This window comes from Archaeoglobus sulfaticallidus PM70-1, assembly GCF_000385565.1.
In the GTDB taxonomy this organism is placed as follows: Archaea; Halobacteriota; Archaeoglobi; order Archaeoglobales; family Archaeoglobaceae; genus Archaeoglobus_A; species Archaeoglobus_A sulfaticallidus.
Genome location: NC_021169.1, coordinates 870959 through 894895, shown reverse-complemented (window position 1 = coordinate 894895; position 23937 = coordinate 870959). Strand labels below are relative to the sequence as shown.

Annotated in this window: 31 protein-coding genes and 1 tRNA gene; 11 read left to right on the top strand and 21 right to left on the bottom strand. The window is 38.1% G+C overall.

Going from position 1 to position 23937, the window contains the following annotated elements:
* Positions 1–123: 123 nt before the first annotated feature.
* From ASULF_RS04800 to ASULF_RS04785, 8 genes are all read right to left on the bottom strand, one after another.
* On the bottom strand, positions 124–4200 hold the full coding sequence (locus tag ASULF_RS04800; RefSeq protein WP_015590571.1) for a DNA polymerase domain-containing protein: 4077 nt from the start codon (positions 4198–4200) through the stop codon (positions 124–126).
* Positions 4188–4310 carry a hypothetical protein gene (locus ASULF_RS12300; RefSeq protein WP_269077386.1) on the bottom strand — a complete coding sequence of 41 codons (123 nt, stop codon included), beginning with the start codon at positions 4308–4310 and terminating at the stop codon, positions 4188–4190. The genes ASULF_RS04800 and ASULF_RS12300 overlap by 13 nt, the downstream gene beginning before the upstream one ends.
* A gap of 77 nt (positions 4311–4387) precedes the next feature.
* Positions 4388–4657 carry a hypothetical protein gene (locus tag ASULF_RS04795; protein ID WP_015590570.1) on the bottom strand — a complete coding sequence of 90 codons (270 nt, stop codon included), beginning with the start codon at positions 4655–4657 and terminating at the stop codon, positions 4388–4390.
* 2 nt (positions 4658–4659) lie between these two features.
* Positions 4660–4866, bottom strand: coding sequence for a hypothetical protein (locus ASULF_RS04790; RefSeq protein ID WP_048098121.1), 207 nt, complete (start codon positions 4864–4866; stop codon positions 4660–4662).
* Entirely contained in the window at positions 4850–4978 is a 129-nt protein-coding gene (locus ASULF_RS12295) for a hypothetical protein (protein ID WP_269077385.1), read from the bottom strand. Before ASULF_RS12295 ends, ASULF_RS04790 begins: the two co-directional genes overlap by 17 nt.
* A gap of 152 nt (positions 4979–5130) precedes the next feature.
* Positions 5131–5274, bottom strand: a complete 144-nt coding sequence (locus ASULF_RS11905; RefSeq protein ID WP_169336386.1) for a hypothetical protein — start codon at positions 5272–5274, stop codon at positions 5131–5133.
* A gap of 6 nt (positions 5275–5280) precedes the next feature.
* Positions 5281–5403, bottom strand: coding sequence for a hypothetical protein (locus tag ASULF_RS12290; RefSeq protein ID WP_015590568.1), 123 nt, complete (start codon positions 5401–5403; stop codon positions 5281–5283).
* A 2-nt stretch (positions 5404–5405) separates the two neighbouring features.
* Positions 5406–5585: a hypothetical protein gene (locus tag ASULF_RS04785; RefSeq protein WP_015590567.1), complete on the bottom strand. Its 180-nt coding sequence runs from the start codon at positions 5583–5585 to the stop codon at positions 5406–5408.
* Positions 5586–5713: 128 nt separating this feature from the next.
* Between ASULF_RS04785 and ASULF_RS04780 the strand changes: the two genes are divergently transcribed.
* The 9 genes from ASULF_RS04780 to ASULF_RS04740 all read left to right on the top strand — a co-directional run bounded on the left by ASULF_RS04780 (position 5714) and on the right by ASULF_RS04740 (position 12607).
* Complete coding sequence (locus tag ASULF_RS04780; RefSeq protein ID WP_015590566.1) at positions 5714–6055, top strand: winged helix-turn-helix transcriptional regulator; 342 nt, start codon at positions 5714–5716, stop codon at positions 6053–6055.
* Between the two features lie 3 nt (positions 6056–6058).
* On the top strand, positions 6059–6988 hold the full coding sequence (locus ASULF_RS04775; RefSeq protein WP_015590565.1) for a hypothetical protein: 930 nt from the start codon (positions 6059–6061) through the stop codon (positions 6986–6988).
* Positions 6989–7016: 28 nt separating this feature from the next.
* Positions 7017–7631, top strand: coding sequence for a hypothetical protein (locus ASULF_RS04770; protein WP_015590564.1), 615 nt, complete (start codon positions 7017–7019; stop codon positions 7629–7631).
* A gap of 422 nt (positions 7632–8053) precedes the next feature.
* Positions 8054–8395, top strand: coding sequence for a winged helix-turn-helix transcriptional regulator (locus tag ASULF_RS04765; RefSeq protein ID WP_015590563.1), 342 nt, complete (start codon positions 8054–8056; stop codon positions 8393–8395).
* 133 nt (positions 8396–8528) lie between these two features.
* The gene (locus ASULF_RS11900) at positions 8529–8699 is read left to right on the top strand and encodes a hypothetical protein (protein ID WP_015590562.1); all 171 of its coding nucleotides are present in this window, start codon (positions 8529–8531) and stop codon (positions 8697–8699) included.
* Positions 8700–9569: a hypothetical protein gene (locus ASULF_RS04755; RefSeq protein WP_015590561.1), complete on the top strand. Its 870-nt coding sequence runs from the start codon at positions 8700–8702 to the stop codon at positions 9567–9569.
* A complete protein-coding gene (locus ASULF_RS04750; RefSeq protein ID WP_015590560.1) occupies positions 9566–11191 on the top strand; it encodes a pentapeptide repeat-containing protein in 1626 nt (541 codons plus the stop codon). Before ASULF_RS04755 ends, ASULF_RS04750 begins: the two co-directional genes overlap by 4 nt.
* A gap of 57 nt (positions 11192–11248) precedes the next feature.
* A complete protein-coding gene (locus tag ASULF_RS04745; protein WP_015590559.1) occupies positions 11249–11623 on the top strand; it encodes a hypothetical protein in 375 nt (124 codons plus the stop codon).
* 450 nt (positions 11624–12073) lie between these two features.
* Positions 12074–12607, top strand: coding sequence for a hypothetical protein (locus tag ASULF_RS04740; RefSeq protein WP_015590558.1), 534 nt, complete (start codon positions 12074–12076; stop codon positions 12605–12607).
* 322 nt (positions 12608–12929) lie between these two features.
* Here the strand turns inward: ASULF_RS04740 and ASULF_RS04735 are convergent, their stop codons facing one another.
* The 13 genes from ASULF_RS04735 to ASULF_RS04675 all read right to left on the bottom strand — a co-directional run bounded on the left by ASULF_RS04735 (position 12930) and on the right by ASULF_RS04675 (position 21363).
* Positions 12930–13574 (bottom strand): DUF3800 domain-containing protein, encoded by a 645-nt coding sequence (locus ASULF_RS04735; RefSeq protein ID WP_015590557.1) that lies wholly within the window; start codon positions 13572–13574, stop codon positions 12930–12932.
* An 84-nt stretch (positions 13575–13658) separates the two neighbouring features.
* A complete protein-coding gene (locus ASULF_RS04730; RefSeq protein ID WP_015590556.1) occupies positions 13659–13928 on the bottom strand; it encodes a hypothetical protein in 270 nt (89 codons plus the stop codon).
* A 63-nt stretch (positions 13929–13991) separates the two neighbouring features.
* Positions 13992–14933 carry a hypothetical protein gene (locus ASULF_RS04725; RefSeq protein WP_048098117.1) on the bottom strand — a complete coding sequence of 314 codons (942 nt, stop codon included), beginning with the start codon at positions 14931–14933 and terminating at the stop codon, positions 13992–13994.
* Positions 14923–15234 (bottom strand): hypothetical protein, encoded by a 312-nt coding sequence (locus tag ASULF_RS04720; RefSeq protein WP_015590554.1) that lies wholly within the window; start codon positions 15232–15234, stop codon positions 14923–14925. The genes ASULF_RS04725 and ASULF_RS04720 overlap by 11 nt, the downstream gene beginning before the upstream one ends.
* A complete protein-coding gene (locus tag ASULF_RS04715) occupies positions 15218–15514 on the bottom strand; it encodes a hypothetical protein (protein ID WP_015590553.1) in 297 nt (98 codons plus the stop codon). Before ASULF_RS04715 ends, ASULF_RS04720 begins: the two co-directional genes overlap by 17 nt.
* A complete protein-coding gene (locus ASULF_RS04710; RefSeq protein ID WP_015590552.1) occupies positions 15495–16520 on the bottom strand; it encodes a hypothetical protein in 1026 nt (341 codons plus the stop codon). The genes ASULF_RS04715 and ASULF_RS04710 overlap by 20 nt, the downstream gene beginning before the upstream one ends.
* A gap of 35 nt (positions 16521–16555) precedes the next feature.
* The gene (locus ASULF_RS04705; protein ID WP_015590551.1) at positions 16556–16783 is read right to left on the bottom strand and encodes a hypothetical protein; all 228 of its coding nucleotides are present in this window, start codon (positions 16781–16783) and stop codon (positions 16556–16558) included.
* Between the two features lie 176 nt (positions 16784–16959).
* A complete protein-coding gene (locus ASULF_RS04700) occupies positions 16960–17331 on the bottom strand; it encodes a hypothetical protein (RefSeq protein WP_015590549.1) in 372 nt (123 codons plus the stop codon).
* A 120-nt stretch (positions 17332–17451) separates the two neighbouring features.
* Positions 17452–18486: a PPC domain-containing protein gene (locus ASULF_RS04695; protein WP_015590548.1), complete on the bottom strand. Its 1035-nt coding sequence runs from the start codon at positions 18484–18486 to the stop codon at positions 17452–17454.
* The gene (locus ASULF_RS04690) at positions 18483–18968 is read right to left on the bottom strand and encodes a hypothetical protein (RefSeq protein WP_015590547.1); all 486 of its coding nucleotides are present in this window, start codon (positions 18966–18968) and stop codon (positions 18483–18485) included. Before ASULF_RS04690 ends, ASULF_RS04695 begins: the two co-directional genes overlap by 4 nt.
* A gap of 15 nt (positions 18969–18983) precedes the next feature.
* Positions 18984–19955 carry a hypothetical protein gene (locus ASULF_RS04685; RefSeq protein ID WP_015590546.1) on the bottom strand — a complete coding sequence of 324 codons (972 nt, stop codon included), beginning with the start codon at positions 19953–19955 and terminating at the stop codon, positions 18984–18986.
* Positions 19956–20029: 74 nt separating this feature from the next.
* The gene (locus ASULF_RS04680) at positions 20030–21247 is read right to left on the bottom strand and encodes a tyrosine-type recombinase/integrase (protein ID WP_015590545.1); all 1218 of its coding nucleotides are present in this window, start codon (positions 21245–21247) and stop codon (positions 20030–20032) included.
* A 43-nt stretch (positions 21248–21290) separates the two neighbouring features.
* Positions 21291–21363, bottom strand: a tRNA-Gln gene (locus tag ASULF_RS04675).
* Between the two features lie 436 nt (positions 21364–21799).
* On the opposite strand from ASULF_RS04675, the gene ASULF_RS04670 reads away from it, so the two are divergent.
* Together ASULF_RS04670 and ASULF_RS04665 are read left to right on the top strand one after the other, a co-directional pair.
* Positions 21800–22594: a 2-amino-3,7-dideoxy-D-threo-hept-6-ulosonate synthase gene (locus tag ASULF_RS04670; RefSeq protein WP_015590544.1), complete on the top strand. Its 795-nt coding sequence runs from the start codon at positions 21800–21802 to the stop codon at positions 22592–22594.
* A 41-nt stretch (positions 22595–22635) separates the two neighbouring features.
* Positions 22636–23919: an adenylosuccinate synthetase gene (locus ASULF_RS04665; protein ID WP_015590543.1), complete on the top strand. Its 1284-nt coding sequence runs from the start codon at positions 22636–22638 to the stop codon at positions 23917–23919.
* Positions 23920–23937: the final 18 nt, after the last annotated feature.

Below are 23937 nucleotides of genomic sequence, written 5' to 3'. Positions count from 1 at the left end.
GAGTTTTATTTCGGGATACCACATCCTCTATATTAAACATTTATCATTTATATATCATTATTTATCATTTATAGCCCCGCGGGGATTTATTACTTTCAGCATCCAGAATCCCCTTTTTTTCACTTAATCCCTAATACAATTAACATATCCTGTTCTCTCTAATTTCTCTATCCTATTCATTTCTTTAACCTCAAAATTAACGAACTCCTTATCATCCTGTCTAATCTGCCATATACAACCCAACCGTTCTTTCCCTTTCAACTTCACATTTATAAACCCATCAAAATCCTGCCCCGTTGCATTCTGGGGGGGGCGTTGTTCAACGCCAAACCCATGACCCTCAAGGGGGTCAAGGTCAAAGGGTTGTTTGCCTATACTTGATTTCAAGATATGACCCTCAATCAACACACATGACAACCACATGACCTTAACTTTATCTCTTCCAAATATAAAAATACCATTATATCTTGTGCTTAATTTTACTTCAACGGTTTTAACTTTTCTAAATGCATTCATAACTCCGTTATAATAGCTATCTGACTGCTTAACAAACTCTAACAGGCTTTTATGATCCAACGCATTGAAAACATAAGCATAAGACAGAACAATGTCAATGTTCCTTTTTAGCTTAAATTTAATTTCACTTCTCCATCCTTCTTCAGCCTCTTTTAGAAAATATTCTTTCTCCTTCTCTGTAAGCTCTTCATGCTCAAGCTTTTGCTTAACCGATTCAGCTTTTGGGTAAATTGTCCATTCCAAATACTTTGTTAATTGTAGCCCTTGAGTTTTATTTATAGACCAAGTGTAAAAGGGTTTTCCCCATTTTGCCTTATAGACCTCAAAAGCAAAGTTTTCATCTGATTTCTGACTAACATCGATCTGATAACAAATTGAAAAACGAGGTATTTCAACCTCAACACCATTTTTTCTGAACTGATCTTCAATAAACTGACGCATCAGATTTTGAAGCTTTATTGCCACATAATAGACCTTAAAAATGTCTGTTTGCTCCTCCAACATTCTCCATTTATTTATTCTAAATGCCCCATAAAAGATCCTTTGTGGAGTTAAGAAAAGCTCAGTATTCGCATACGCCTTTTTATCCTTGTTAAGAACCTCAATATCATCCAGTTCTTTGTAACCATTCAACCTTAACCTGATATGGAGAGCATAATCAGCAAGAGCATCATGCCTGACCTTTCCATTGTGAGGTAAACCATAACATGCCTTTGTGAACTTCTTTTTACTGATATTGTCAAGCCTTTGCAGATTTATACCCTCTCTCAGAATGAATGCGATTGTATCGATCTCTAACGGTTTGAATAATGCATCCATGTAATCTCTGTTAAAGATAACAGGTACAATTTTAGGTTGAACCGCATAAAGCTCATAATTCAGGCTGAAAACAGAATCTTCCAGAATATCATCGTAATTTTCCTCAAACCTGTATCCCTTCCACACTTCAAAGAATAAACCGATATATGGTTTTTCCTTCTTAACTTCTTTCTCCAAACGCTTCAGCTTAGCCTCAAGCTCTTTCAGTTTAGTTTCAGCATTGTAAATTTCATCATCCAGGTAAGCCAAATACTCACCGGGATCCTGATAATCCTCAACCACAACGGAAGAAATAGAATTAATCAATTCCCTCAAATCTGAATACTCCTTTAGTTTCTCAAATAGACTCAAGTAAAATCTGTTATTCTTCAGATCTATGACCGTGAAATTCAAACGCTTAGCCAACTGTCTAAAATAATAAGCATATTCTTCAGCTATTCCGCTATCTGCAAACCATTCACCATAACTTTCATCATAAAGCTCATTTTTTAACAATTCGTAAAATTGTTGCCACTTTGAGGTTTTTAACCTATCATACTTTTTCTTTTCAGCCTTTAAATCACTTAAATAGGTTTTAAGCTCCAAAAATCTATCGTATTCATCATAACCATGCTCTAAAAGATCCCTTCTCCAAACCTCATTTTGCCAAGCCTGAACGGCATAATAGTGATAAAGCCCTTCTTTGTAACTGCTTTTTCTCCTCAAATTGATCATCCTTGAAAGGGTTATAATCGCTCTTTTGGTTTTTAACTCTGGAAAAACCTCTGATAGATCTTTACCCTTGTATTTTTCATAAATTGTTCTGCAAAGACTTTCAAAATCTGTTCTATTAAAATGAAAGTAATCTGGAAATTCTTTATTGGCTAAAACCTCTTTAATCCTTTCCTCATCAAACTCACCTGTTAGCAAACAGAGATTTAAGAGGATATGCCTCCAAGTTATGTCCCTATGGGAACCGCCTTTAATAACCACCGTTATACTTCCATCCTCGTTTTCAATGACCTTTGTGTACCGCTTTCTCTTTGTAGCAAAAAAACAGATTATGTTTTCCCCTTCATCCTTCAGATTGTCTTCTCCATACAGCTCCTTGGGTAATGGATTGAGCTTATTTGAATAATCCTGTAATAATCTAATCTGCTTTTCTGTGGCTTTAACATACATTGAATCAGTATCGGAATACAAAACCTGAACACCAAGCTCCTTAGCTTTCATTAAACACTTGAAAAGCATTGCTCTAACAAAGGATGTGATTGCTGAAGCACACGCCTTGTTGTACCATTCTCCCTCTGATTCCGCTAATTTTCCATAACATGAGTTTAGCAGAACCTTATAAGCAACCTGTGAGGGATCACCTTTTTTCTTCAGTTCCTTTCTGAGTCCATACAAACTCAAATATTCAAGGCTTTTATCTTTCCTTGTTGCAGTCAGCCCATACTCGATTTTCAACGGTAAAACAAATTTATCAAAATCTGAATTAAATGCTCTGTTCATCTCATACTCAGCCTTAGTTAAAATAAAGTGCTCTCCTCTCTGCACTTTTAAAAAGGCAAACTCATGTTGCATATCCTGAACTTTCTCCATGCCATCAAATGAACGAATATAACCGATTCCAAAAGCATTGCTTATGTCCCATTGCTTCTTTCCATTAACAGTTTTTATTTTGTCTTTCTCTCTATCGACTTCAATTATCACATACATGGTTTTCTTAGCTTTAAATCGCAAAACCGCCGAATATAACAGTTCGTTATAAATCTCTTCATCAAACTTAACATCAACATACTCCTCAAAATCGCCATTCAGAATATCAAGAACACCCTGATAGGCAACAGCAAAAGGATAAGCAGAGGTGAAATCAAGATTTCTTATAACCCTGCCATCTGAAGGAAAGACTTTCTCATTAACCCAATCCCTCGTTATACCTCCAAAATATTTTGTCTGATGATCTGAAACAAAGGGTTTAACCCTTCCGATCAGCTTTCTAAGATAGGCTTCTGCTAAAGCTCCAGTTCCTTTTTCCCAAACATGTTCAAAACAGAGCTGACTTGATTTTTCCTCGACTTTCAAATACTGCAAAGTTAAATCATAAATTCTGTTCTTTAGCTCACTATAGACATATGGAATGCTCAAAACATCAAAAATAGAATATATGACCGCTTCATAACCCAATAACGATTTTTCAAACTCAGAATAGTCTATCTCTTTCTTTGGAAACGGTGAATCTAACGCTAAATCTGCAAGTCTTGAAGGTAAATTTAATGTGAACGAAATATATAATGTATCAACTATTAAAAAACGCTCATCATACGGAACCCTTTTAGAATCATTATCAACCGAATAGGAGAAATACAACCTTACTTCCTTTTCACCGGCTCCTACATTATGAGCAAAGAATCTGAAGCCTTCGATCTTATATTTCTGCCTTTTCTGATTGAGTAACCCCAAATCGAAATGTGCAATGTTATGACCAATCAAATGCTTTGGATTTTTTCTCAGAAATTCAAAAAAACTTTCAATAAGCTCCTTTTCTGAATTGAACAGATAAAAGTTAAGTTCAATCCCGTAACCCTTTATTTCTTCATAAATTCTTGCCTTTACAGCTTCATCAATCTCAGCATGAGCAAAAAAATGAACTGTTTTTTTCTCAATATCATAAAGCTGAATGCTCCTTACCTTTGCATTCAATCTGTAAGACTCAATATCTAAAACATAAGCCTGATCAATCGGAAACCATCTTGAAGAGTCCAAATAACGCTTGGTTTCTATCTTTCGATTAAAAGGTAAATCAGTTAAAGAAATACCACTATTTCCATCAAAATCAATTTCGAAATTTCCCTGTCTCGCATTTAGATCATCTAAGGAGAGCATAGATCTTCATGCTGACAAACATCAACGCCATTAAACCTGTAAACTGCTATCCATGAGCAGTCTTCATCATCCGGATCTGCAAACCGGATATGATCAAACTCTGTAATCATAGAAATCTTTTTATAAAATAAAGCTCCCCTATAATAGGGGAGCATACAGCTTAATGCTGTGTGTTCTCCTTGGCTCCTCAGAATGATGAGTTAATCCACTGAACCCTCTTCTCACCCTTTGTTATGAACTTCGCTGGAACCTTCAGATACACCTTGCCATCCCTCTTTTCGCCGTGCTTAAGTGCTGATTCAATTGCCTTCTCTCCGAAAAAGCCAATTGCGTCTATTTCCACTCCATTGTGCTTTCCATACACAACCAAAATTTTCTGCCCATCCTTCTCGGCTGTCTGGGCATCCACAACCTCTATTTCCTCCAGTCCAAACAACTCACTTATGTCCAGTCCCATACCTAACACCTCCCTTTCTTTTTAGCTCCCTGTGGGACTTGCACCCACGATGAGGGAGCATTTTCTAACTGTTTTTTAAATTCCGTAACTTTACCACCCGTCATTTCATCTAAAATTGCCAATGCTATGGCAGAAGTAAAAGGAGAACTATGAACAGCCAAATACTTCAAAAATTCCTTATCTAACTTGAAATTAGTATCTGAATCCAATTTCTACCCTCCTTCTCTTCGCAAGCTTGGAGATAGCCCGATTGGTGAGCTCGAATGCATTGCCTCGGTTATCGGTAAGCTCCTCTGCAAGCTGGACAACCTCAATCAGCATGATACACCTCTTCCTCTCGATCTCCTCAATCAATCGTTCAACTGGACGATTCTCAGCCCGCATTTTGAGCATTGCAGACCACCCATCGTCTGCTCAAGTGAGCCACCACATGGGCATGTGTTAGTCTCGAGAATTTCCTGAAGGGTCATGGTTCACCTCGCCCTGGTTATCGCTTCATAGCACTCCTTGCAGAGAGGACAGCACCCGATCATGACCAGATCTATCTCTGATAATTTCTTTCCACAATAACTGCATGTTAATAGCTGATCAGCCCTGACAAAAGCAGTCTCTTGCATCAGCCATCACCTGTGAAGCTTCCACATCCTGACCCACTGTTCCGCATACTTTGTCAACTGGACATAGCTGTAAGCAAGCACTGAAGCGATGAATGCGGAGCCGAGCATGAAGATCTCAAAATCGCTCATGGTTAATCCTCCTGCTTAATGGTCTCCTGTCCATTCTGCCCGAGCAAACCCTTAGAAACGAGGTCTTTCTTGATGAGTTCTCTAATATATGCAGACAGAGAATCCCAACCCTCTATGTCCTTGGCCTTCTTGATCAAGGGCTTCCATCTCTCCGGGACATCTGCCCAGACTTTTTCTCCCATGTTGTAACACCCCCTACATTAGTTGGATATATTGCCAACAAACTATTTAAGGTTTACTGTTTTCCAACAATTGTAGGAATGTTATCCAACTACCAATTATATTATGAAAAGATACAACAAAAGTTGTAATGAAAGAAAACCTGCTGGAAATTCTGAAAAAACTCTCCAAAACTGGAAACTTCAAAATACTTATTGCCTTAAATGACGGTTCTAAAAGATGGAGTCAGCTGGAGAAGTTGGCTGATAAAAAAACACTTTCCAAGAGTATAAACGAGCTTTTCGATCTCGGACTAATTGAAGCAACAATAATTCATGATACTCCTACAGGTTCGAAAGCTTATCAGCTCTCTCCTCTTGGTAAAAAAGTTGTTCAGCTTCTGGAGCAGATTGAGAAGGAGTTTGAGGAGTATCATTCGCATTTGCCAAAGGAGCCGGAGAAGTTTGTTAATGAGTTGATTGAGGGTGAGTGACTAATGTCAGAGCGTAGAACTTGGAAATCATTTGACGAATTCGAAAAATACGTGAATCCTTTTTTTATCAACCATCAAGGCCCTTATATTGGAATGAAGCAAAGCTGTCTGTTTGAAAATATAATGGAAGTGCTCAAGTCTCTTTCTGAGTTTTCCAACGCTGTGGAACAACTGGAAAAACTGATTCGGAACTATCCAAATAAGAAGGATTGGGAGGAAGAGTCTAATCTAAGTAAACTGGCGTACCACCTCATCACTGCAATATCTTATCATGGAGAATACATATTTCTATATTTTCCAAAGTTAGCCAAAAGCCGTTATGCATCCGATTTTCTTCATGCCAAAGACTTACATATACACTGGGAGCGATACAACCAAACTCGCAAACGAATTGAAGTAAAAAGGTACCTCGACGCTGCGAAAAAACTTTTAGATGAATTCTATGAGATTGTAGAAGAATTCGATTGGTTTTTGATGGAGGAAATCAGAGATTTACCTACAGACCTGCAAAAAGATTTCAGAGTTGCTCGTGATTTATTCTCAGTAGGTATGGAAGAACAGGGAGTTTTTGCCGCTTTAAGAGGCTTGGAAGGAGTGTTACGCAGAATATCAAAAAATTTAGGAGTAAAGATAATAAAAAAGGATAAACAAGAACCGCTTCATAAACAAAGCCTTACAAATCTTACTGAAGGACTATACCGCGTCCGATGGAGAGACAATGGTGAAAGAGTTGTGACCAAGGAAATTAAGGATCTTATAAAATTCTTAATTAGTCTAAGAAATAAAAAAGCTCATCCAGACGATACCACTGATATTTTTGATAATTGGAGGGAGATTGCTATTACTACAGCACGAGCAGCTAATGGGCTTTGGGTAATATCAAAAGAAGGAAAAAGAGAAGTCGAATCCACAGAAGTCATTCGTGATTGGTAATTTGAACAATTTATTGGGGTTGGTACATGTGCGGGGGATACTAAATAATCTAAACAAAAAAACCATAATAGCGGCAATATGCTGGTTACTAATAATCGTACGAGCTTATAATCCAAATATTATTTTTGATGAAATTTCTTTAATCCTGTTTGGAATATCAATCATTGTTTTACTTGCTTCCGAGGATCTTCTCAAATATGTCAAAAAAATAAGATATGGTAATTTTGAGCTTGAACTTCGATCTTTGAGTTTAATGATGGATTTTGAAGAGATAAAATCAAAAATTGAGCCCGAATTTAGGTCTTTATTCTCACAACTGATAACAGACTTGGAAAAAATCTCAGAAGTAGACCCACATACTGCCATTGTTTACTTAGGTAGAGAAATTGAATCAATTATAAGAGAGATTTATAGAAAACACTTTCCCACTCAACGTCCACAGCCAATATATTTCATGATTAAAGACCTTGAAACCAAGGAAATTATCTCGCCAGAGTTGTCATCAATCATAAGGCGATTTTGGATGATAAGGAACCAAGTGCTTCACAAGAAAGATGTAAAACTTACCCAAGAAGAAATGTACGAGATGTTACTTTTAGGGCTGAGAATTATTAAATTGCTCTCAGAAAAACACCTGACATAAATAGAGGCTATCTATCTCATCGTTTCTTCCTCTTTTTAACCAACTCAAACGTCTCTTTGGTTGCTTCGACATTTTTAGTTGTCTATCTCTCCTTAACAAACTTTAAAGCCCCATCAACTGTAATAGCGGAATTCTTTTCAATCTTGTTCAACGCATCTCTTAGAGCTTTATCTCCAGCTTTACGCAGTATTAAGGTGTAAATGAAAATTGGGCGACCTTTTCTTCCAACCTTCGATTTCCTTCGCTTTATCGACCAAATCTTCCCAATGGTCTGGGATTTCAGTCCACATTTTCATACTTACCACCACCCTAACCTTAGTTAGTATTTTGACTAACTACTATATAAAGTTAACTAAATTACTAATAAAAGTTAGAAAAAAGTATAACATAACATAAAATAGTGTTAACCAAGCTATTATCTTATGGAAACCATATACGCTCTTGCGAAAAAAATCACAAAAAAAACCAACATGACAATTCTTTTCTCATTAAAAGATTCTCCCAAAAGGTGGAGTGAACTGGAGAAATCTATTTACAAGAAAGATCTCCACAAAGGCATTAAAGAATTACTCGATCTTGGTTTGATACAAATCACTCTCCGTTTTGACACTCCAACTGGCTCAAAAGCCTATGAGCTTAGTCCTCTCGGTAAAAAAATTGTCCAGCTTTTAGAACAAATCGAAGAGGAATATACTAAATATCACTCTAAAGCTCCACAAAAAGATCCAGAGAAATTTATTAATGAATTATTAGAAAAAGATTAATGATGCTTATAGACATAAATCACCCCACCAATGTATCTGTTCATAACTCTTAAAATTTTACTTTTTTCTAACATATATTTGAAAATTCGCAAAAAATAAATATTGATACAGTCTAAAACAATGATGATAATATATGATCATTCACAATACTCCAACAAGTTCGGAGGTCTATGTATTAACTCCTTTAGGTAAAAAGATTGTTCAGCTTATAGAAGAAATGGAAAAGGAGTTTGAGAAATGGCATTCTCAAGCTCTGTTTAAAGATCTGGAGAAGATTACTAATGAAATGCTGGAGAGGAAATAGATGTCGTCAATAATGGAGGAACACCCCCAAATCATCACAATTTATTCTGCTTTTATAATATCAGGAGCTTTTATTTTTACAAATCTCGATAATCCATTGTTGAAAACATATGGCTCTGCCTTCTTTTTTATTGGATTATCTGGAATATTTGTTATAATCGCCAATATCTACATGTCCAAATTTAAAAAAATTGCAGAAGAAAAGACTTTTATCGATTTTCTGAATTCCTCTTTATTAGTTTCTATATTTCTTTCAATGATTATAATTCTTGTCTTGTTTGCCAGACATCTACTTCTTACTGAAATAAAATCAGAAAAAGATCTTTATTTTATCTATGGTGGTATAATCGCTGTAATCATTTATTTTGGTTCATGGACCATTTTACTATACTATCCATTAATATTACGCATGATAGCCACTATTGCCACTTTTCCAAAAAAACAGTACAATGAAATACCTGATGAAGAAAAACCAGAAAAGCCAGAAATGAATTTGAACGAAAAATCTAACTCAGAAACACCCATAAATGAAGATTCAAACAATATACTGCTTAAAGAAATAAGAGAGATCAAAAATAAAATAGAAAAACAAGCAGTGAACTCAAGTCTTGGGACTCAATCTACAATATTAGCTATTGGATTGACTTATGTGTTTTTTGGGTTGAGTAAATCCGAACTATCTATTAATTTTCTGGGTATCGAAATCAACAGTTACAGAATCTCAGCATTCGCAATATACTTAGGAATGGTGATTATTGTCTCATTATTTCTCAAAATCCTTCATCTCAGGTTCTCAAATAGAAGAGAGTCAGAAAAGCCTAAAGAACATGATGAGCCAGTTAGAAATTCAATGGAGGGAAAAATTGAATGAACAAGAAAAACGAAACAACATTACACGAAGAAACCGAAACAAAAAACAAAAAATGCAAATACAGCACTTACTACAATTCTAAAGGAAAACGGGTTAGATATGAATGTCCACACGAAGCTGTAAAAGACGGATATTGTGTATTCCATCATCCAGAATACTGGAAAGAATTCCCTGATGAAGTTAGAAACAAATTCTTCGAGGAAGTTAGAGAGATCTATAAAAAAGGGGTGGAATTGGTCTGCATAGGTTATAATTTTCCAGAAATAGACTTAACTTCAGAACCGCTATTGAAGTATGGAAATATTAATTCAATATACTTTAATTTTTCAGAATTTCATGGAGATGTTTGGGTAAATGATGGGCAATTTAATTATATTGACTTCAGCAATGTTAAGTTTCACTCATATGTAATTTTTTTCGAAGTGGACGTCGATGAAGCAGTATTTGAACGCACAGAATTTTATGATTTTGTACAGATCCATGGCACGTTTAGCAAACTAAATTTTAATGCTGCAAAATTTCATTCTGCAGTTTTTATGAGTGGTACGCCAGGAGAGAAAAAAGAAGATATTAACCATGCAATTTTCACGAAAACAAAATTCGAAAATTATGTTCAATTCCAAAATTTGAAATTTAATATGGCTAAATTTGACTTTACTAAATTTGATACAGTTGAATTCTTAAATGTTGAATTTCAAAAAGTGGATTTTCTAAGAGCTAAATTTACTAAAGCTATTTTCTACAGCGTGAATGTCTTAGAAGGTTCATTTGAAGGAGCGGGATTTGAAAGCATTAGGGTTTACAACAGCAAATTTATTTATGCCAACTTTATATATGCCACATTTGAATATGTCGCGGAATTTAGGGAAGTTGTTTTCTACTTTGCCAATTTCTCACGAACAATTTTCAAAAACATTGCTGTATTTCATGCTAAAAAAATTGAGAAAAACTCTATTATTTTATTTAGCCAAAGTGCATTCCTGAATCCTGAAACCATATCCTTCATTGATTTTCCGTTAACAAACATATCTTTTCTCTTAACAGATGTTTCTCGCATTAAATTATTTTGTAATGCGCACGAAATAAAAGATAGCAAAATTTTAAGTGAGAAATTGCTGAAAGCTGTACAGAATAATATTATCGATTTAGACAATAAATATATCGAAGAGGCAGTAAAAATCCTTTCTTCGTATTTAAGGTCAGAGAGTGTTTTGGCAGAGTACAGAAGCATTAGGAAATCCTTCGAGAACAGCAGAACATTTGTCGAAGCTTCTGAGTTCTTTATAAAGGAGATGCGAATGATGAAGCAGAATCTTAGCATTCCGGAAAAAATAGCTCATTGTGTCTATGATGGAATGTCACGATATGGAGAGTCATTTGTTAGACCATTTTTATGGCTATTATTCGTAATCTCTGTGATATCTTTCATCGTTCTCTATCCGCCAGTCCCACCCCTACAAAAATATATGTCTGTATGGTTTGAAACTGTGAGACTCATCCTGCAGTTACCAGTGAATTCAGATATAGGTTATGGCAACTGGAGCATATTGGCAAGAATAGCATCTATCGTCTTCCTCGGTAACATATTCATAGCCGTCAGACGAAGGCTTGAGAGGAAATAACAGGTGGTATTATTAAAATCAAAACCACTAAAAAACTAACAACAGGCAAGAGATAAAATGAGTAGCAGGAAAAGAAAACATCTCAAAAGAGGGTTTGTAATTGCTCTTTTTGTTCTCTTTCTCCTCATTCTCGCTTTAAAAGTTCAGAATGAAGAAACTACTTGCGGATATGTAGAACCAAGAGAGTTCAGCTTAAAAATCTCCCTTGGCTCGCATTATGTCCAAAAGCTGAAAGTCCACGCCGAGAAAGAATGCAAAATAATGGCAATCCTCTATCCAAAAGATGCTGCGATTGTTTACTTCCACGATGTACATGGGAAAGAAATAGAGACTGTTCCGGCAGGGAATACCACGGTACATATTCACATAATCCCAAAGCAAATCGGAAATCTATCGATTTGGGTACAGCTCATATCTGGAGCAGATGAATGAAAAAAGAAGACAATTGGTCGTTGAGCTTTTCAATCACATAGAATATTATTCTAAGGCTTCACTCAAGGATCCATCTGTGACCTAATTAAACTCTCTCTGCATATCCCATATCTCTATGCATCAAATCAAAGAGTTAGATAGAGATTTGAACGAACTAATAAAATGATCCTGTTATTTAGTTTTGTTCATATCCGTTATCAAATAGCAACTTTTAAGTAAGATTAATTAGTTTACCTGCCATGCCCGAATGTCCTCATTGTGGTATGTGGTTTAGGACTAGGATGGTGTTAAAACAGCATATAACTAAATCACACACAATCTATTTTTTCGGTGAAAGGGTTCGATCCACTGTCTGTAGATACTTTTAGTAAAATAGAGAGAAGAGAGGAGCGCAAAACACAAGGGAAAGAGTGATCCAATAGCTGATAAAACCCTTATGGAGGTATGCAAATGGTCTCAAATATCGAAAAAGAAAAGAATAATCGATATTTAGACATTCTAAACAAATATGCAAGCGTAATTGCAATTTTTTCGGCATTTATGGTTGCTGGGTCTTTCCTTATTGATACAACATATTTCAAGAATGCTACAAATGAAGACTCAAATCCATTTAATAAAACGTTTGCTCTTGTGGGAGCCTTCTTATTTGTATCCGGGTTTGCAGGAATTTTCTTGGTATTAGTCGATTCCTTAGCGAAGTACTTGGACAGATTTGAAAAATTACAAAAGATGTTAAGTTTTATTTCAGTAGTCCTTCTTTCTGGCATAGCAACTGTAACGTTTTTTTCGATTTACTATCTCATAAAAACAGCCTATAACTCAAAGGATTTGCTGTCGTTGAGCTTTAAATTATTTGGCGTAATGACATATATTGCGTTTTTATTTGTGACTTTTATGATATTTCATTTCGAACCACTTTATGAATGGGTCAAGCCAAGGATCAAACAGCGCCTTTCAAAATTAAAGAAGCGCCAAAAAAGGTAGCTACTTTCAAATAGTACAATGAGACCATGGAGCATATTTTGCCCTAGGAAGCATTTATCTACTATCACCAAGCTAACTAAAACTTCCGCTCTGCATAATCCCTTCTCGCCTCCCTCACCCTTCCCTCCGGCAACAAATACATCAGTATCTCCCAGAACTCCATAGCCAAATCCTCTCCAAATTCAATCTGAAACCGTTTTGAAAATAACTGGATTGAGAGTAAACCATATATATGCCATATGGATATAGTAGGTATGGGGTAAGTCCCACCGAAACGATGAGGCCTCCTTGAGGAGGGTGGGATGGAGTAGGTGGGGTCCCGTTATCTAAACACTTTTTTTAAAATTCTCTCCTTTGGCTCAATTATTCTATAGAAACTGTCATCATTTCTCTCGTATTTTGCAAATATGGCTCCAGCAACAAAATCTGCAACTTGCAAGCCTGAACAACTATAAGACGATTCATGTTTTATGTTCAAGCTTCGAGGAGGAATTAAACCAAGTTTCCAACACTCATAATTTACATGGTCTCTAAGATATTCATCAAAATTTGTTCTATCTGCTTCATTTGAGATGAACTTATCAATAACAATCTCAAAATCTCTACTATCCATAAATGGAATCAACTCTACAATAAAACCCGTCAAATAGTTATGTAATATCTGTCTTTTCTCTCTAAGATGTTGATAAACGGTTGCCTTTTTTAATACAACTGCTGAAAATTGAATTTCAAGTTCAGCAATTTTTTTCAATATCATTTCTTTGGTAGATGATTTTGTTTTCGAAAATTTAAATTCTTTGATGTCTTTTTTCTTTTTACCCATCTTCCTTCTTATTTTCTTGAACATCCTTGAAAACTGCTGAGGATTTTTAGTTTCGACTGCTGCAATTACATAATATTTCGTGGATTTTTCAGTAAATCCTAAATCACCACTTTCATCAATGTAGATATATGTTCTATTGCCCATCAAAGGTTAGAGGTGCTGAGAATCTAAAAAATTTACTTTTTTCAGTGAAAATAGGGTTATTTCAACTCCTAACATCGACCATTACTACAGTATCTCCACATACTCTCTTATTGCTTCCTTAACTCTTTCTTGAGGTAGCATATACATCAAAACCTCCCAGAACTCCATAGCCAAATCCTCTCCAAATTCAAGCTGAATTTGCTCAAGGTTCAGCCTGTAAAGTCCCCCTTTCTTACTCACATTGTTTCTGATTGCAAATTTCCTTGCATCTATACATATAGCATGATCACCCTTCTTACCGCTTCTCAGAACGGCTCTAAACCTGTAATCCTTCAACTCCTGTTTAACCTCCATGCCCACCACCGGTAAAATCATGTTAATGTATGAAAATAGAAGTTGCGAGTAGGGTGAAAGTAATCATGAAACTTCTTCAACATAACCAACTTCTTTAAGTCTGTTATAAAATCTCAAAAGCTTATTATTATCTCCTTTTAAGCCACATTGCCTGTATTCTTCAACAAATTTTCTAAAACTCATCTTTAGAACATCAGAACCAGAACGGCCATTTCCCCCATTATAGTATTTTTTAACAAGCTCTCCGAAATTAGTAATGTTGCCGAATATATCACAAATCCCGTACGCTATCAACAGTTCTGTATTTTCCCAATCGGATTTAGTCAATTTTGATGCAAGCTTCTCAGCTTTCTCCTCGAGCTTTATAACCCTCATCATCCTCTTTGCATCAATCGCTTTCGCTTTGATTTTTCTATACTCATTGTAGAATTGTTTAGGAACATCATCAAAGGTTATCTCAGATTTAAAAGCCTTCCAAACGAGTTCAAACCACAGCAATCTTTTTTTGTTATATACCTTTGCCCTACCACGCCGATATACATCAAGAACTATGTTAGGGCTGTTTCTAATCTTCGGTGGAATCAAATCGAAGGTTGCAGCCGTAACTATCAATACAGCAATATTTTCCCTTACAACCTCAAACATCTCCACAAAGTCAGATACCTTATCTCCTTCCCCTCGCAAAAAGGCATAACTGCTTGTATGTAATCCAAAGTCATCCCATATAGCAACACAAACCCGTCCATCATCCCACTTGACCGTATCTCTTTTTTTTATACTGAAAAAGTCATCAATTGTGAAAATTAAATGATTCAACAGTTTATCCATGTCTTTAACAAAATCAAGCTCATATCCAACTTTACTTAGTATCTCTTTCTCCAACCACCACCCTAATGTACTCTTACCATTACCTTTTTCCCCGGTAATCCCAATAAAATAGAATCCATCGTTCTTGATGGCTTCAACACTTTTACTAATAATCTCATTGCCTCCTCTAATCATCATCTTCACCTGAATCTTTTCCCCCGGAACTTGCGATCCACAAGCGTGTCATTTCTTTTGTCTGCTTCAGCTCTTTTAACGCTATTTTCCTTATTATTCTCCTCTTTAAGGCATCAAATTCTTTTACTTCCTCTTCATTGCAGTATTTTTTAATAGCATGCTCTAAATCTAATAACGCACTTGCAACTTCGATATCTACGAATATTAAATCCTGTATGTCGAGTTTCTTCCCAAGTCTTGTTGCTGATAACTTCAATAACTGCCAGAACTTTACATCATTACCATCGTCAACTCTCGCTCTCATTTATAACCTCCTTTGATAACTTAAGAATTCGTTTCCACTTCTCAGCAGCTATTTTATCAGCCATAAAGGTAACCTTAGCCTGCAGATCGAGGTATTTCCCCCTCAGCTCGATGTTCTGAGCAATAATATCTTCCAAAACCTTAGCATCCTGCATGAATCTTGTGAGATCTCCAACATCCTTTTGAGCTAAAACACTAACCTCAAGAACTCTGATAGTCTCAATTTTCTCAATTCTCTCCTTAATCTTCTTCTCTACACGCTTAATCTGAATTCCTCTCATAATCAACCCTCTTTCTCCTTATTTTTGCATCAAACACAATCAAAGAGTCCGCAATGTCGAACTCGTTAAAAATGACCTTGAAGAACTTGTCCTCACTGAGAACACCAGGCTTTTTTATCTCCTTATCTTCAACGAGGATATGTTCACCCTTTAGCCTCTTTATAGCCTCATCTACAGACTGCCGGGCATATGCCATGCCTTTCTCGATTTTGTATAAGACTCCTTCCTCAATCAGTATTTCCCGCACTGATGGAAGGATCTGCATGAACCACACTTTTCTACCTGCCGTGAACAATTGATAGCTCAAAATCTCTGAAGCGGTAAACACGAAAGCTAACCAGAATGTCGAGTCTGTTCTGATATACTCCAGGTAGTAAGCCAATACGGCAGTTAAGCCAATCACAAAGCCAAGATTTATGAAATTGAACGGAGAAATAAGCAATGTCTTTCGTTTAAGTACATAAGCCACCGCTATAGCAAACACTGCCAGAACAATTGCCACCTGAGCATGTCTCTCAATCACTTCTTTCTTAAAGGTTAAAACTCCCTCTTCCTCTTTTTTCTCCTTTATGCTCTTCACAAGTGGAATTTTATAAGTGTAAACCTCACCATCAACCTCAATCTTCAGGTAAATTGTATCTTTCATGCCTTTCTGTCCAATCGTGCCGAGTAAACCCCATGAGCCCTGCAAGGTTCCATTTAACTTCTTGCTCTCAGTCCAGTATATCACCTTGACCGGCAACGATTTAGAATAAGCATAGATGTAGAGAGGAGCCACAGCCTTCGTGTTGTTGTATGCAACCCTGTCCCACGCTCCAAACCTGAATAGAACATACACCACAGTATGGTTTGTTTCTATTGTCGGCTGTGGAAACTCCTTTATGCCAAGCTTAGCCTTGACCTTCTTTAAAACATCTTTATCGCTTAACTTGGTTTGATTAACCTCAGCAGCAAAAGCAACATTACAGATGATAAAAAATACTATTACGATTGCGATTTTTCGCATACAACCACCATGCTGTTATCAACGCTATCAAAGAATCAATCAAGCTCATCGTCTCGATTAATCGCACAGAAAACCGATACTGTCGCCTCAAACACTGCAAGCTTATGCTTTTCATCGAAATTGCTGTTGTTCATCACTTTCTTGTAGATCTCCTCTACAATGTCCTCAGCTACATCGATTAAGAGCTTAGACATTGCCGCCTTCTTGTACTTCTTAAGCTCCTCAACCTCTTCATCCTCTATCACTTTCTTCCTTCTAAACAAGATTTCACCCCCCACATCTTTTTTAAATTAGAATTACGCCTAAACCATCTCCTGAGAAGTTTAGTTCTGCTTAAACGCATCTAAAATCCTCCAAACAAACTTTAAATTAGCAAAATAAGCAAGCTTATACATCAGCCCCTTTCCTTCCAAATCCTTATTGATACCCTCCTTCAATCTCATTTTTTAGCACTCCCACCAGCAACAAGAAGCTTAATCGTATTTATCCCCAAAAACCCGCCAGCAAGGATTAGAACAAAAGCGAGAACGGGATTTCCTGTCATCTGCATTGCGGTTTCATAGATCCATTTGATGTTATCCCATGCAAACGATATGACAATTAAAGTAAAGCCAAACTTCGCAACCTTCACGCTAATGCTGTAACTCGCAATTCTGTAACTCTTCCATGCTGAATATAAGCCAAACCCAACAAGTGTCGCCCCGATCAAAAACAGCATCCACTGAACCGGTTCAAACATTGCTATTTTCTCTTTGATCCAGTCCAGCAACTTAATCATCCCTAAAGTCTCAATAAATTGCAGATCGATCATAGTCCATCCCTCTTCAATCGCTTAACCTCTAAATACGCCTTAACAGCAAAAATGAGGGATGTAAAGATCAGCACATTGTAAACAACAAAAGCAATTAAACAAAAATAGCATGTCAAGCTATCACCTCTTAAACAGTATTGTCAAACCAGCAATCCCCATTATGACCATTACTAAGTTCTTGTAATCTCCAAATAATCCCTGTACAAGATTACCCTGTCCGGCGAGTTGCTGAAGACCCCACACACCTAACAAGAGCACACCGATCCACAAAGCCGGTCTAAAGAACAGCACACCAACAGCAACAAGCACTATTGCGATAATGACTATTGCATTTTCCGTTAATCCCTCTCCTGCGATTCCTAGCTGCTCTCCAATCCATCCAAACGCTCCCTGAATTGATTCCAGCAGCCCAGAGACAAAGCCACCAACAGCACTGAACAGTCCTCCAAAAAAGTTCCCGATTGCAGTCCCAAGATCTGTTAAACTCTTAATGAACGCATCAACAGCATTCTTTATATTCTCAACTGCTGCTGAAGTGATCTCTGTTAATTTATTGAATAACCAGTCCACCGCCTGAAATGGTAAACTCGCAAGCCAACCTAAGAAGTCAGTAAGTGCCTGTATTTTCTCAATAATAAATTGCTTGAAGCCGTTTAGTACCTCTGTAAGGCTATTCGCACCATCACTTAACCAGTAACATATATCTCTAAGTGGGCCAAGCCAGTCAGGTATCAGACTACAATCAAATGTACTGCCCCCACCATCATTTGAGCTTCCACCACCTGAAACAAGACCGACATCAAGCATGTATGAACCTGTTCCAGAGCATGACGTAACCTCAATTAGATAATAGCCACTCACGCTTGCTGTAAATGTGCAGGACTCTTCTGAATCTCCTGATGTCGAGCTTGCTATTAGATTTACAGACGGATCGTAAATATACAAATCAAAATCAGCATCAGCCGGGCCCGATAGAGATATCGTTATTGAATTCCCCGCGCTAAGCTGAACTTTGTAATAATGTACCTCCCCAGTATATGTCAACTCGCCAAAATAACATGTTCCAGGGAAGACCTCTTCAGCATTATCCCACACTGACGCTGATGCTGTTGCGACTAAAGCAAAAAGAGCCAAAAAAATAAGAACGAATCTCAAGGTATCACTCCCAATGGCTTGAATATTGAAACAATTGCAAATATTGCGGCTATTGCAATAAATACCGCTGCTCTTTCTTTTCGATTCTTCTGTATTGCCTGAATCCCCGCAAACATGCTAATAGCACTCAAGCCATAAGGCACAAACTGCAAAACTGTCTGTGCAACCCCGGTAAAAGTGTTCTCAATTGCCTCCCCTAACATCAAATACAGACCAACAAACATCAGTCCCATCCCAATTACTGTACCTGCCAGATCCCCCACTGTGAGATAACCCCGCTTAGCCTCGAGTGTATTGTAAACAATGTATATGCCGGCAATCGATGCAGCTACTGCAATACCAACCTTAAGCAAACTCCAAATCCTGTCGCCCGCTTGGAATAAGTCTGGATATACAACATAGACTCCTGCGAGAATCAATGTGATTGCAAAGCTCGCCTTAACCAAGTCAAATGCTTTAAAAAAATTAGAGAATTTTTCCATGTCCCTCACCTTGGATTATCTGCTTCTTCTCGGTGCCGGCCTCACAAGTGCGAAAAAGAACACAGCAATCATGATCGCAGAGATGATCGCTGCCGTGACTGGATCACCTATCAGACCTGTGAAGAAAGCTGAAACACTGAAACCACCGACAAAACTTCCAATATACTGCCTAACTCTGTTGTATACTGCGAGTAGAGTTGACCACAAGCCCGCCATGAACGCCCAGATTGGCTCGGTGAAGGCTTTGAGAACTGGTTTTTCTGATGCTGTATAGATGTTAAGTTTCAATATAAAACCATCAAGTGTTCTATATTGACCATCTCCAGGTGTCCACACACGCGTTAGAGGTTCAAAGCAAAACATAACTTCTTTATCAAGTATACTGCTCGCAGTTATCAGCAGCTCCGCAGGATCAACATCTCCCTCGTATTTTGCAGGAACTGATGACATGTTAGAAAGATTAAGATAATTTTCCCACCTCGATTCAATCGCGATCTCGTCATGTCCCGCGTCAGCAAAAGCCTCATCTAAGCCCAAATACATTGTTCCAGAGCTTGGCAAAGCGGAAGAATTGACTAACTGAAACTCTACTTCATAACCGTTCCATCCAAGATCTATCAAATCCTTGAAAGTCTTGTTAAGGTATATGCCAAAATGTACAACTTCTAAGTCGTATCCCGCAGGTACTTCAACATCATAAGGAAACGCCACATACAAATAGCCATCCTTCAGTACTGCAATATCCGATAGTTGATAGCTTGCATAAACTGAGCCTTCTGTTAAACCAGTAGATGTATTAACTTTAGTATAGTACATAACAAGGGTGCAATTTTTTAGATCCTCTGTAGTTATAAGTTCTGTCTCACTCGTATGTGTAACGGTATTCAGCACCCCGAACAACAGCACTAAAGCAACGATGCCAACCGCAACCTCAAACAACAGCTTGTTGTTACCCAGCCCGCCCTTCTTAATTTTCCTTCTCGCCACTACTTCAACACCTCCGAATAATTTTTCAAAAACAGAAAATAAGTTTCAAGTATATAAATGGTTAAAGGAAAAAATCAAAACTGCTCCAAAAAAGCCTTGACAACTTGATAATCATTCAGTCTTTCAACTAATTCCAACATCTCCTTAGCTTTCATTACAAGCTCGGGATTATTAGCAACTAACTTGGTTAACTCATCCACTGCTTTCAATTCATTCAATTCAAACCTTAATCGCTCTTCTTCATCCAATATCAAAGCACATCTTCCACAAAATCTGTCTGTCGGTGCATTAAGGTAATTACAACGAGGACATCTTTTAGGTTCCAGCTTATCGTCCTCTTTTTCCTCATTTTCTAGCCCGTATATTCGAAGCACAGCCTTATCAATATCCCTTCCAGACAAATGAACATATATTTTAGGCATATCGGAACCCTGTTCCCAACCAAAATATTCACACATCTGAGCCTCAGTTAAATAATTAGCAAGAACAGAAGCCCTTGAATGTCTCAATATGTGGGTATAAACTCTTTTTCTAATACCTGCCTTTTTGGCTATTTCTTTAACTTTTCTCAATAAAGGTTGGTAATCAATAACCCCTCCATAATTCTGCTTCGCAAAACTGCAAAACACTATAGCATTCAAATCATCCCTAAAAGGATGCATGTCAATCCATCTTTTGAGATACTGAACCGAAAGAACAAGTGGAATAACTCGTTCACCTGTCTTTCCCCTAACCTTAATCTTGGCTCTTAACTCATCCTTTTGCTCATACCATACAATGTCTTTAATCTGCAAAGTTGCCAATTCAGCAACTCTCAAACCTGCCTCATACCACACCGCAATCATTGCCTTATCTCGAGGATGCTCCGCAACCTCAACCATCCTGAATACTTCTTCTTCGCTTAAAATCACAGGTAACCTATTCTTTTCCTTCAATTTTTTCAAAAGCTTCAAATTTTCCCAGTTCTCACCATGCAACCATCTGAAAAACTTCTTCATGGCTTTTCTAAACTCATTTTTGGTTCCAACTTTGTAATTTCTTGTTTCAATTTCACCAAGCACTTTGATGATCTCATCCCTACCCCATTCAGTAAGTGGCTTATCGACCCATTCTGAGGTCATCCGCATAATCTGAACATACCTCAAGATCCGCAAGGGAGAGATTGACTCGGAAACCAGATAATCCTTGAACTTGAACAGGATGTCCCTATTCTCAGGTTCCAAATTATGTAAAAGTAGGATTTGTTTCTCGAGTCTTGCCTTCCCTTTGTGAAATTTCTCCATATAGTCCATTAAAACCGAAAAGTAGCCCCCAAAATAAAATGTTTACCGTATATAGCCCCGCGGGGATTCGAACCCCGGTCGCGGGCTCCAAAGGCCCGCATGATTGACCACTACACCACGGGGCTTCACTGTTAGCTACTTCTCAAGTTTGATAATATTTTCGCATGAAGATCCTATATTGAACGAGATTTTAGCGAGATTCTAAGCTATTTCTCCTTTACATACAGTATTTCATCAATTCTACTTTTCTCGATTCCAAAAACCTCTTTTTTGAGTCTTTTCTGTTCTGGATCTGTATATCATTATCGTATCTCCTCTATTGCCAATTATATCCTTTAAACGATTTTCACTTCTTCAAAATCCACTTTGGTTAATCGCCTTCAAACAGCGAATTCTGAATCCAGTTCAAGTATTTCCGCGTATCTCCGAACTGCAAGTAAAGGAATCGATTCTGATCTATTACTTATATACATGATTAAAACTGAAAGTCTGATTATATTGGTTCGAAAATCTTTTATATTGCTACATTGTCACTTAGTTACAGAGTAGCAAGGTGAGATTATGATTGGTAAAAAGATAAGATTTGAGAGGTTAATAAATAGGGATTCAAGAAAGATGCTCATAGTGCCACTGGATCACGGCTTATCGGTTGGGCCTATAGAGGGGCTTGAAAATATGCCAGAGACGATAAACAAGGTTGTAGAAGGAGGGGCGAATGCAGTAATAGTCCACAAGGGGATAGTCCCATTTGGACACAGGGGATACGGAAAGGATGTTGGATTGATAGTCCATCTGAGCGGCTCTACATCTCTCTCACCAGATCCAAACGATAAGAAGATTGTCTGCAGTGTTGAAGAGGCTTTGAAGCTGGGTGCAGATGCTGTAAGCATTCATGTGAACATAGGCAGCAACACGGAGCCTAAACAGCTTGAGGAACTCGGTAGCATAAGCAAAAGCTGCATGGAATGGGGTATGCCGTTGCTCGCGATGATGTATCCCAGGGGCAATGGAATAGATCCATTCAGCGAAAAATCCGTTAAAATAGCAACGAGGGCTGGAGCCGAGCTTGGGGCAGATATAATCAAAACAAACTACACTGGTGATCCGGACTCTTTCAGAAGGGTTGTTAAAGGCTGCCCGGTGCCGGTGGTTATAGCCGGAGGACCAAGAATAGAGAGGACAATAGACTTCCTCAAAATGGTCGAGGATGCGATGCACGCTGGAGCCAAGGGTGTGGCGATAGGAAGGAACATATTCCAGGCAGATAATCCAACGAAGATGACGAAGGCGATAGCGATGATCATACATGAGAACTCAAGTGCCGAATCCGCTTACGAGTTTCTGACTTCTGAATGAGAATGCCAAGAGTTTAATACTCATACTCTCAACTTTTTTACATGGCACAGACTGTTATAGTTGTTGGGGGGCAGTGGGGAGACGAAGGGAAGGGCAAAATAGTGGATTTTCTCGCTGAGAAGGCTGATCTCGTCATAAGATATGCTGGAGGGAATAACGCCGGACATACGGTGGTTGTTGACGAGAAAAAGTACAAATTCCATCTTATCCCGTCGGGCATAATTCATGGAAAGCTGAATGTGATTGGAAATGGCACAGTCATCGATCCGGATGTGCTTATCAGCGAAATCGAGCAGCTTGAGAAGATGGGGATACAGGTTGATGAAAGCAAGCTGGTGGTATCTTCTTCAGCCCATACGATACTCCAGAAGCACAAAGATGAGGATAATCCTGAGAAGAATCCACTATCCAAGAAAATAGGAACCACAGGCAGAGGAATCGGACCCTGCTACAGGGACAAAATCGCCAGAAAGGGAATTAGACTGGGAGAGTATGTGGAGAAAGAGAACATCGAGAGACTCAAACCGCTGATAAAGGATACCTGTTACATTATAAATGAGGCGATAGATAGCGGTAAGAAGGTTCTTTTCGAGGGGGCACAAGGAACCCTGCTCGATATAGATCACGGTACATACCCGTTTGTTACTTCCTCTAACCCAACTGCTGGAGGAGCCCTTACCGGTACAGGAGTTGGACCGACAAAGATAGACTCTGTGATCGGTGTGTTCAAGGCATATACTACGAGGGTTGGGGGAGGTCCTTTTCCAACGGAGCTTGGAACTGAGGAGGAAACAAACAGGGAGGGTAGATGGGAGGATATTGTGAAAGACTATGATGTAATACTCAAGGAAGCCCTTGAGAAGGCCAATGAGGGCGATGAGTACTATCAGGGCAAGTACATGCGTTTGATGGGCAAAGAATACGGAACCACAACCGGAAGGCCAAGAAGAACCGGGTGGTTCGATGGCGTAGCAGGAAGATATGCTGTGATGATAAATGGTATGACTTCAATGGCGATAACGAAGCTCGATGTTCTCACCGGGCTGAAAAGGATAAAGATCTGCGTGGCTTACGAGATAGATGGAAAAACAACCGATCGTTTCATTCTGAACACAGACAGGCTATATGATGTTAAGCCGGTGTATGAGGAGCTCCCCGGATGGGATGAAGATATAAGTGAAGCAAGGTCATTTGATGAGCTTCCAGAGAACGCGAAGAACTATCTGAAGAGGCTTGAGGAGATCTGCGGAGCTAAGATATCTCTGATCTCTGTAGGACCGAGGAGAGACCAGACTATCGTGGTTGATGACAGGGATCTGTTTTAATTTTTGTTAATTTTTATT

Excerpts from the sequence above, each read along its gene's own strand:
- ASULF_RS11900 (WP_015590562.1), top strand. The coding sequence starts at position 8,529 with ATGATCATTCACAATACTCCAACAAGTTCGGAGGTCTATGTATTAACT.
- ASULF_RS04715 (WP_015590553.1), bottom strand. The coding sequence starts at position 15,514 with ATGAGAGGAATTCAGATTAAGCGTGTAGAGAAGAAGATTAAGGAGAGA.
- ASULF_RS04740 (WP_015590558.1), top strand. The coding sequence starts at position 12,074 with ATGGTCTCAAATATCGAAAAAGAAAAGAATAATCGATATTTAGACATT.
- ASULF_RS04730 (WP_015590556.1), bottom strand. The coding sequence starts at position 13,928 with ATGGAGGTTAAACAGGAGTTGAAGGATTACAGGTTTAGAGCCGTTCTG.
- ASULF_RS04795 (WP_015590570.1), bottom strand. The coding sequence starts at position 4,657 with ATGGGACTGGACATAAGTGAGTTGTTTGGACTGGAGGAAATAGAGGTT.
- ASULF_RS04690 (WP_015590547.1), bottom strand. The coding sequence starts at position 18,968 with ATGGAAAAATTCTCTAATTTTTTTAAAGCATTTGACTTGGTTAAGGCG.
- ASULF_RS11905 (WP_169336386.1), bottom strand. The coding sequence starts at position 5,274 with ATGCAAGAGACTGCTTTTGTCAGGGCTGATCAGCTATTAACATGCAGT.
- ASULF_RS04725 (WP_048098117.1), bottom strand. The coding sequence starts at position 14,933 with ATGATGATTAGAGGAGGCAATGAGATTATTAGTAAAAGTGTTGAAGCC.
- ASULF_RS12290 (WP_015590568.1), bottom strand. The coding sequence starts at position 5,403 with ATGAGCGATTTTGAGATCTTCATGCTCGGCTCCGCATTCATCGCTTCA.
- ASULF_RS04670 (WP_015590544.1), top strand. The coding sequence starts at position 21,800 with ATGATTGGTAAAAAGATAAGATTTGAGAGGTTAATAAATAGGGATTCA.
- ASULF_RS04755 (WP_015590561.1), top strand. The coding sequence starts at position 8,700 with ATGTCGTCAATAATGGAGGAACACCCCCAAATCATCACAATTTATTCT.
- ASULF_RS04750 (WP_015590560.1), top strand. The coding sequence starts at position 9,566 with ATGAACAAGAAAAACGAAACAACATTACACGAAGAAACCGAAACAAAA.
- ASULF_RS12295 (WP_269077385.1), bottom strand. The coding sequence starts at position 4,978 with ATGCTGATTGAGGTTGTCCAGCTTGCAGAGGAGCTTACCGATAACCGA.
- ASULF_RS04735 (WP_015590557.1), bottom strand. The coding sequence starts at position 13,574 with ATGGGCAATAGAACATATATCTACATTGATGAAAGTGGTGATTTAGGA.
- ASULF_RS04765 (WP_015590563.1), top strand. The coding sequence starts at position 8,054 with ATGGAAACCATATACGCTCTTGCGAAAAAAATCACAAAAAAAACCAAC.
- ASULF_RS04665 (WP_015590543.1), top strand. The coding sequence starts at position 22,636 with ATGGCACAGACTGTTATAGTTGTTGGGGGGCAGTGGGGAGACGAAGGG.
- ASULF_RS04785 (WP_015590567.1), bottom strand. The coding sequence starts at position 5,585 with ATGGGAGAAAAAGTCTGGGCAGATGTCCCGGAGAGATGGAAGCCCTTG.
- ASULF_RS04780 (WP_015590566.1), top strand. The coding sequence starts at position 5,714 with ATGAAAGAAAACCTGCTGGAAATTCTGAAAAAACTCTCCAAAACTGGA.
- ASULF_RS04720 (WP_015590554.1), bottom strand. The coding sequence starts at position 15,234 with ATGAGAGCGAGAGTTGACGATGGTAATGATGTAAAGTTCTGGCAGTTA.
- ASULF_RS04700 (WP_015590549.1), bottom strand. The coding sequence starts at position 17,331 with ATGATCGATCTGCAATTTATTGAGACTTTAGGGATGATTAAGTTGCTG.
- ASULF_RS04800 (WP_015590571.1), bottom strand. The coding sequence starts at position 4,200 with ATGCTCTCCTTAGATGATCTAAATGCGAGACAGGGAAATTTCGAAATT.
- ASULF_RS12300 (WP_269077386.1), bottom strand. The coding sequence starts at position 4,310 with ATGATTACAGAGTTTGATCATATCCGGTTTGCAGATCCGGATGATGAA.
- ASULF_RS04680 (WP_015590545.1), bottom strand. The coding sequence starts at position 21,247 with ATGGACTATATGGAGAAATTTCACAAAGGGAAGGCAAGACTCGAGAAA.
- ASULF_RS04745 (WP_015590559.1), top strand. The coding sequence starts at position 11,249 with ATGAGTAGCAGGAAAAGAAAACATCTCAAAAGAGGGTTTGTAATTGCT.
- ASULF_RS04710 (WP_015590552.1), bottom strand. The coding sequence starts at position 16,520 with ATGCGAAAAATCGCAATCGTAATAGTATTTTTTATCATCTGTAATGTT.
- ASULF_RS04775 (WP_015590565.1), top strand. The coding sequence starts at position 6,059 with ATGTCAGAGCGTAGAACTTGGAAATCATTTGACGAATTCGAAAAATAC.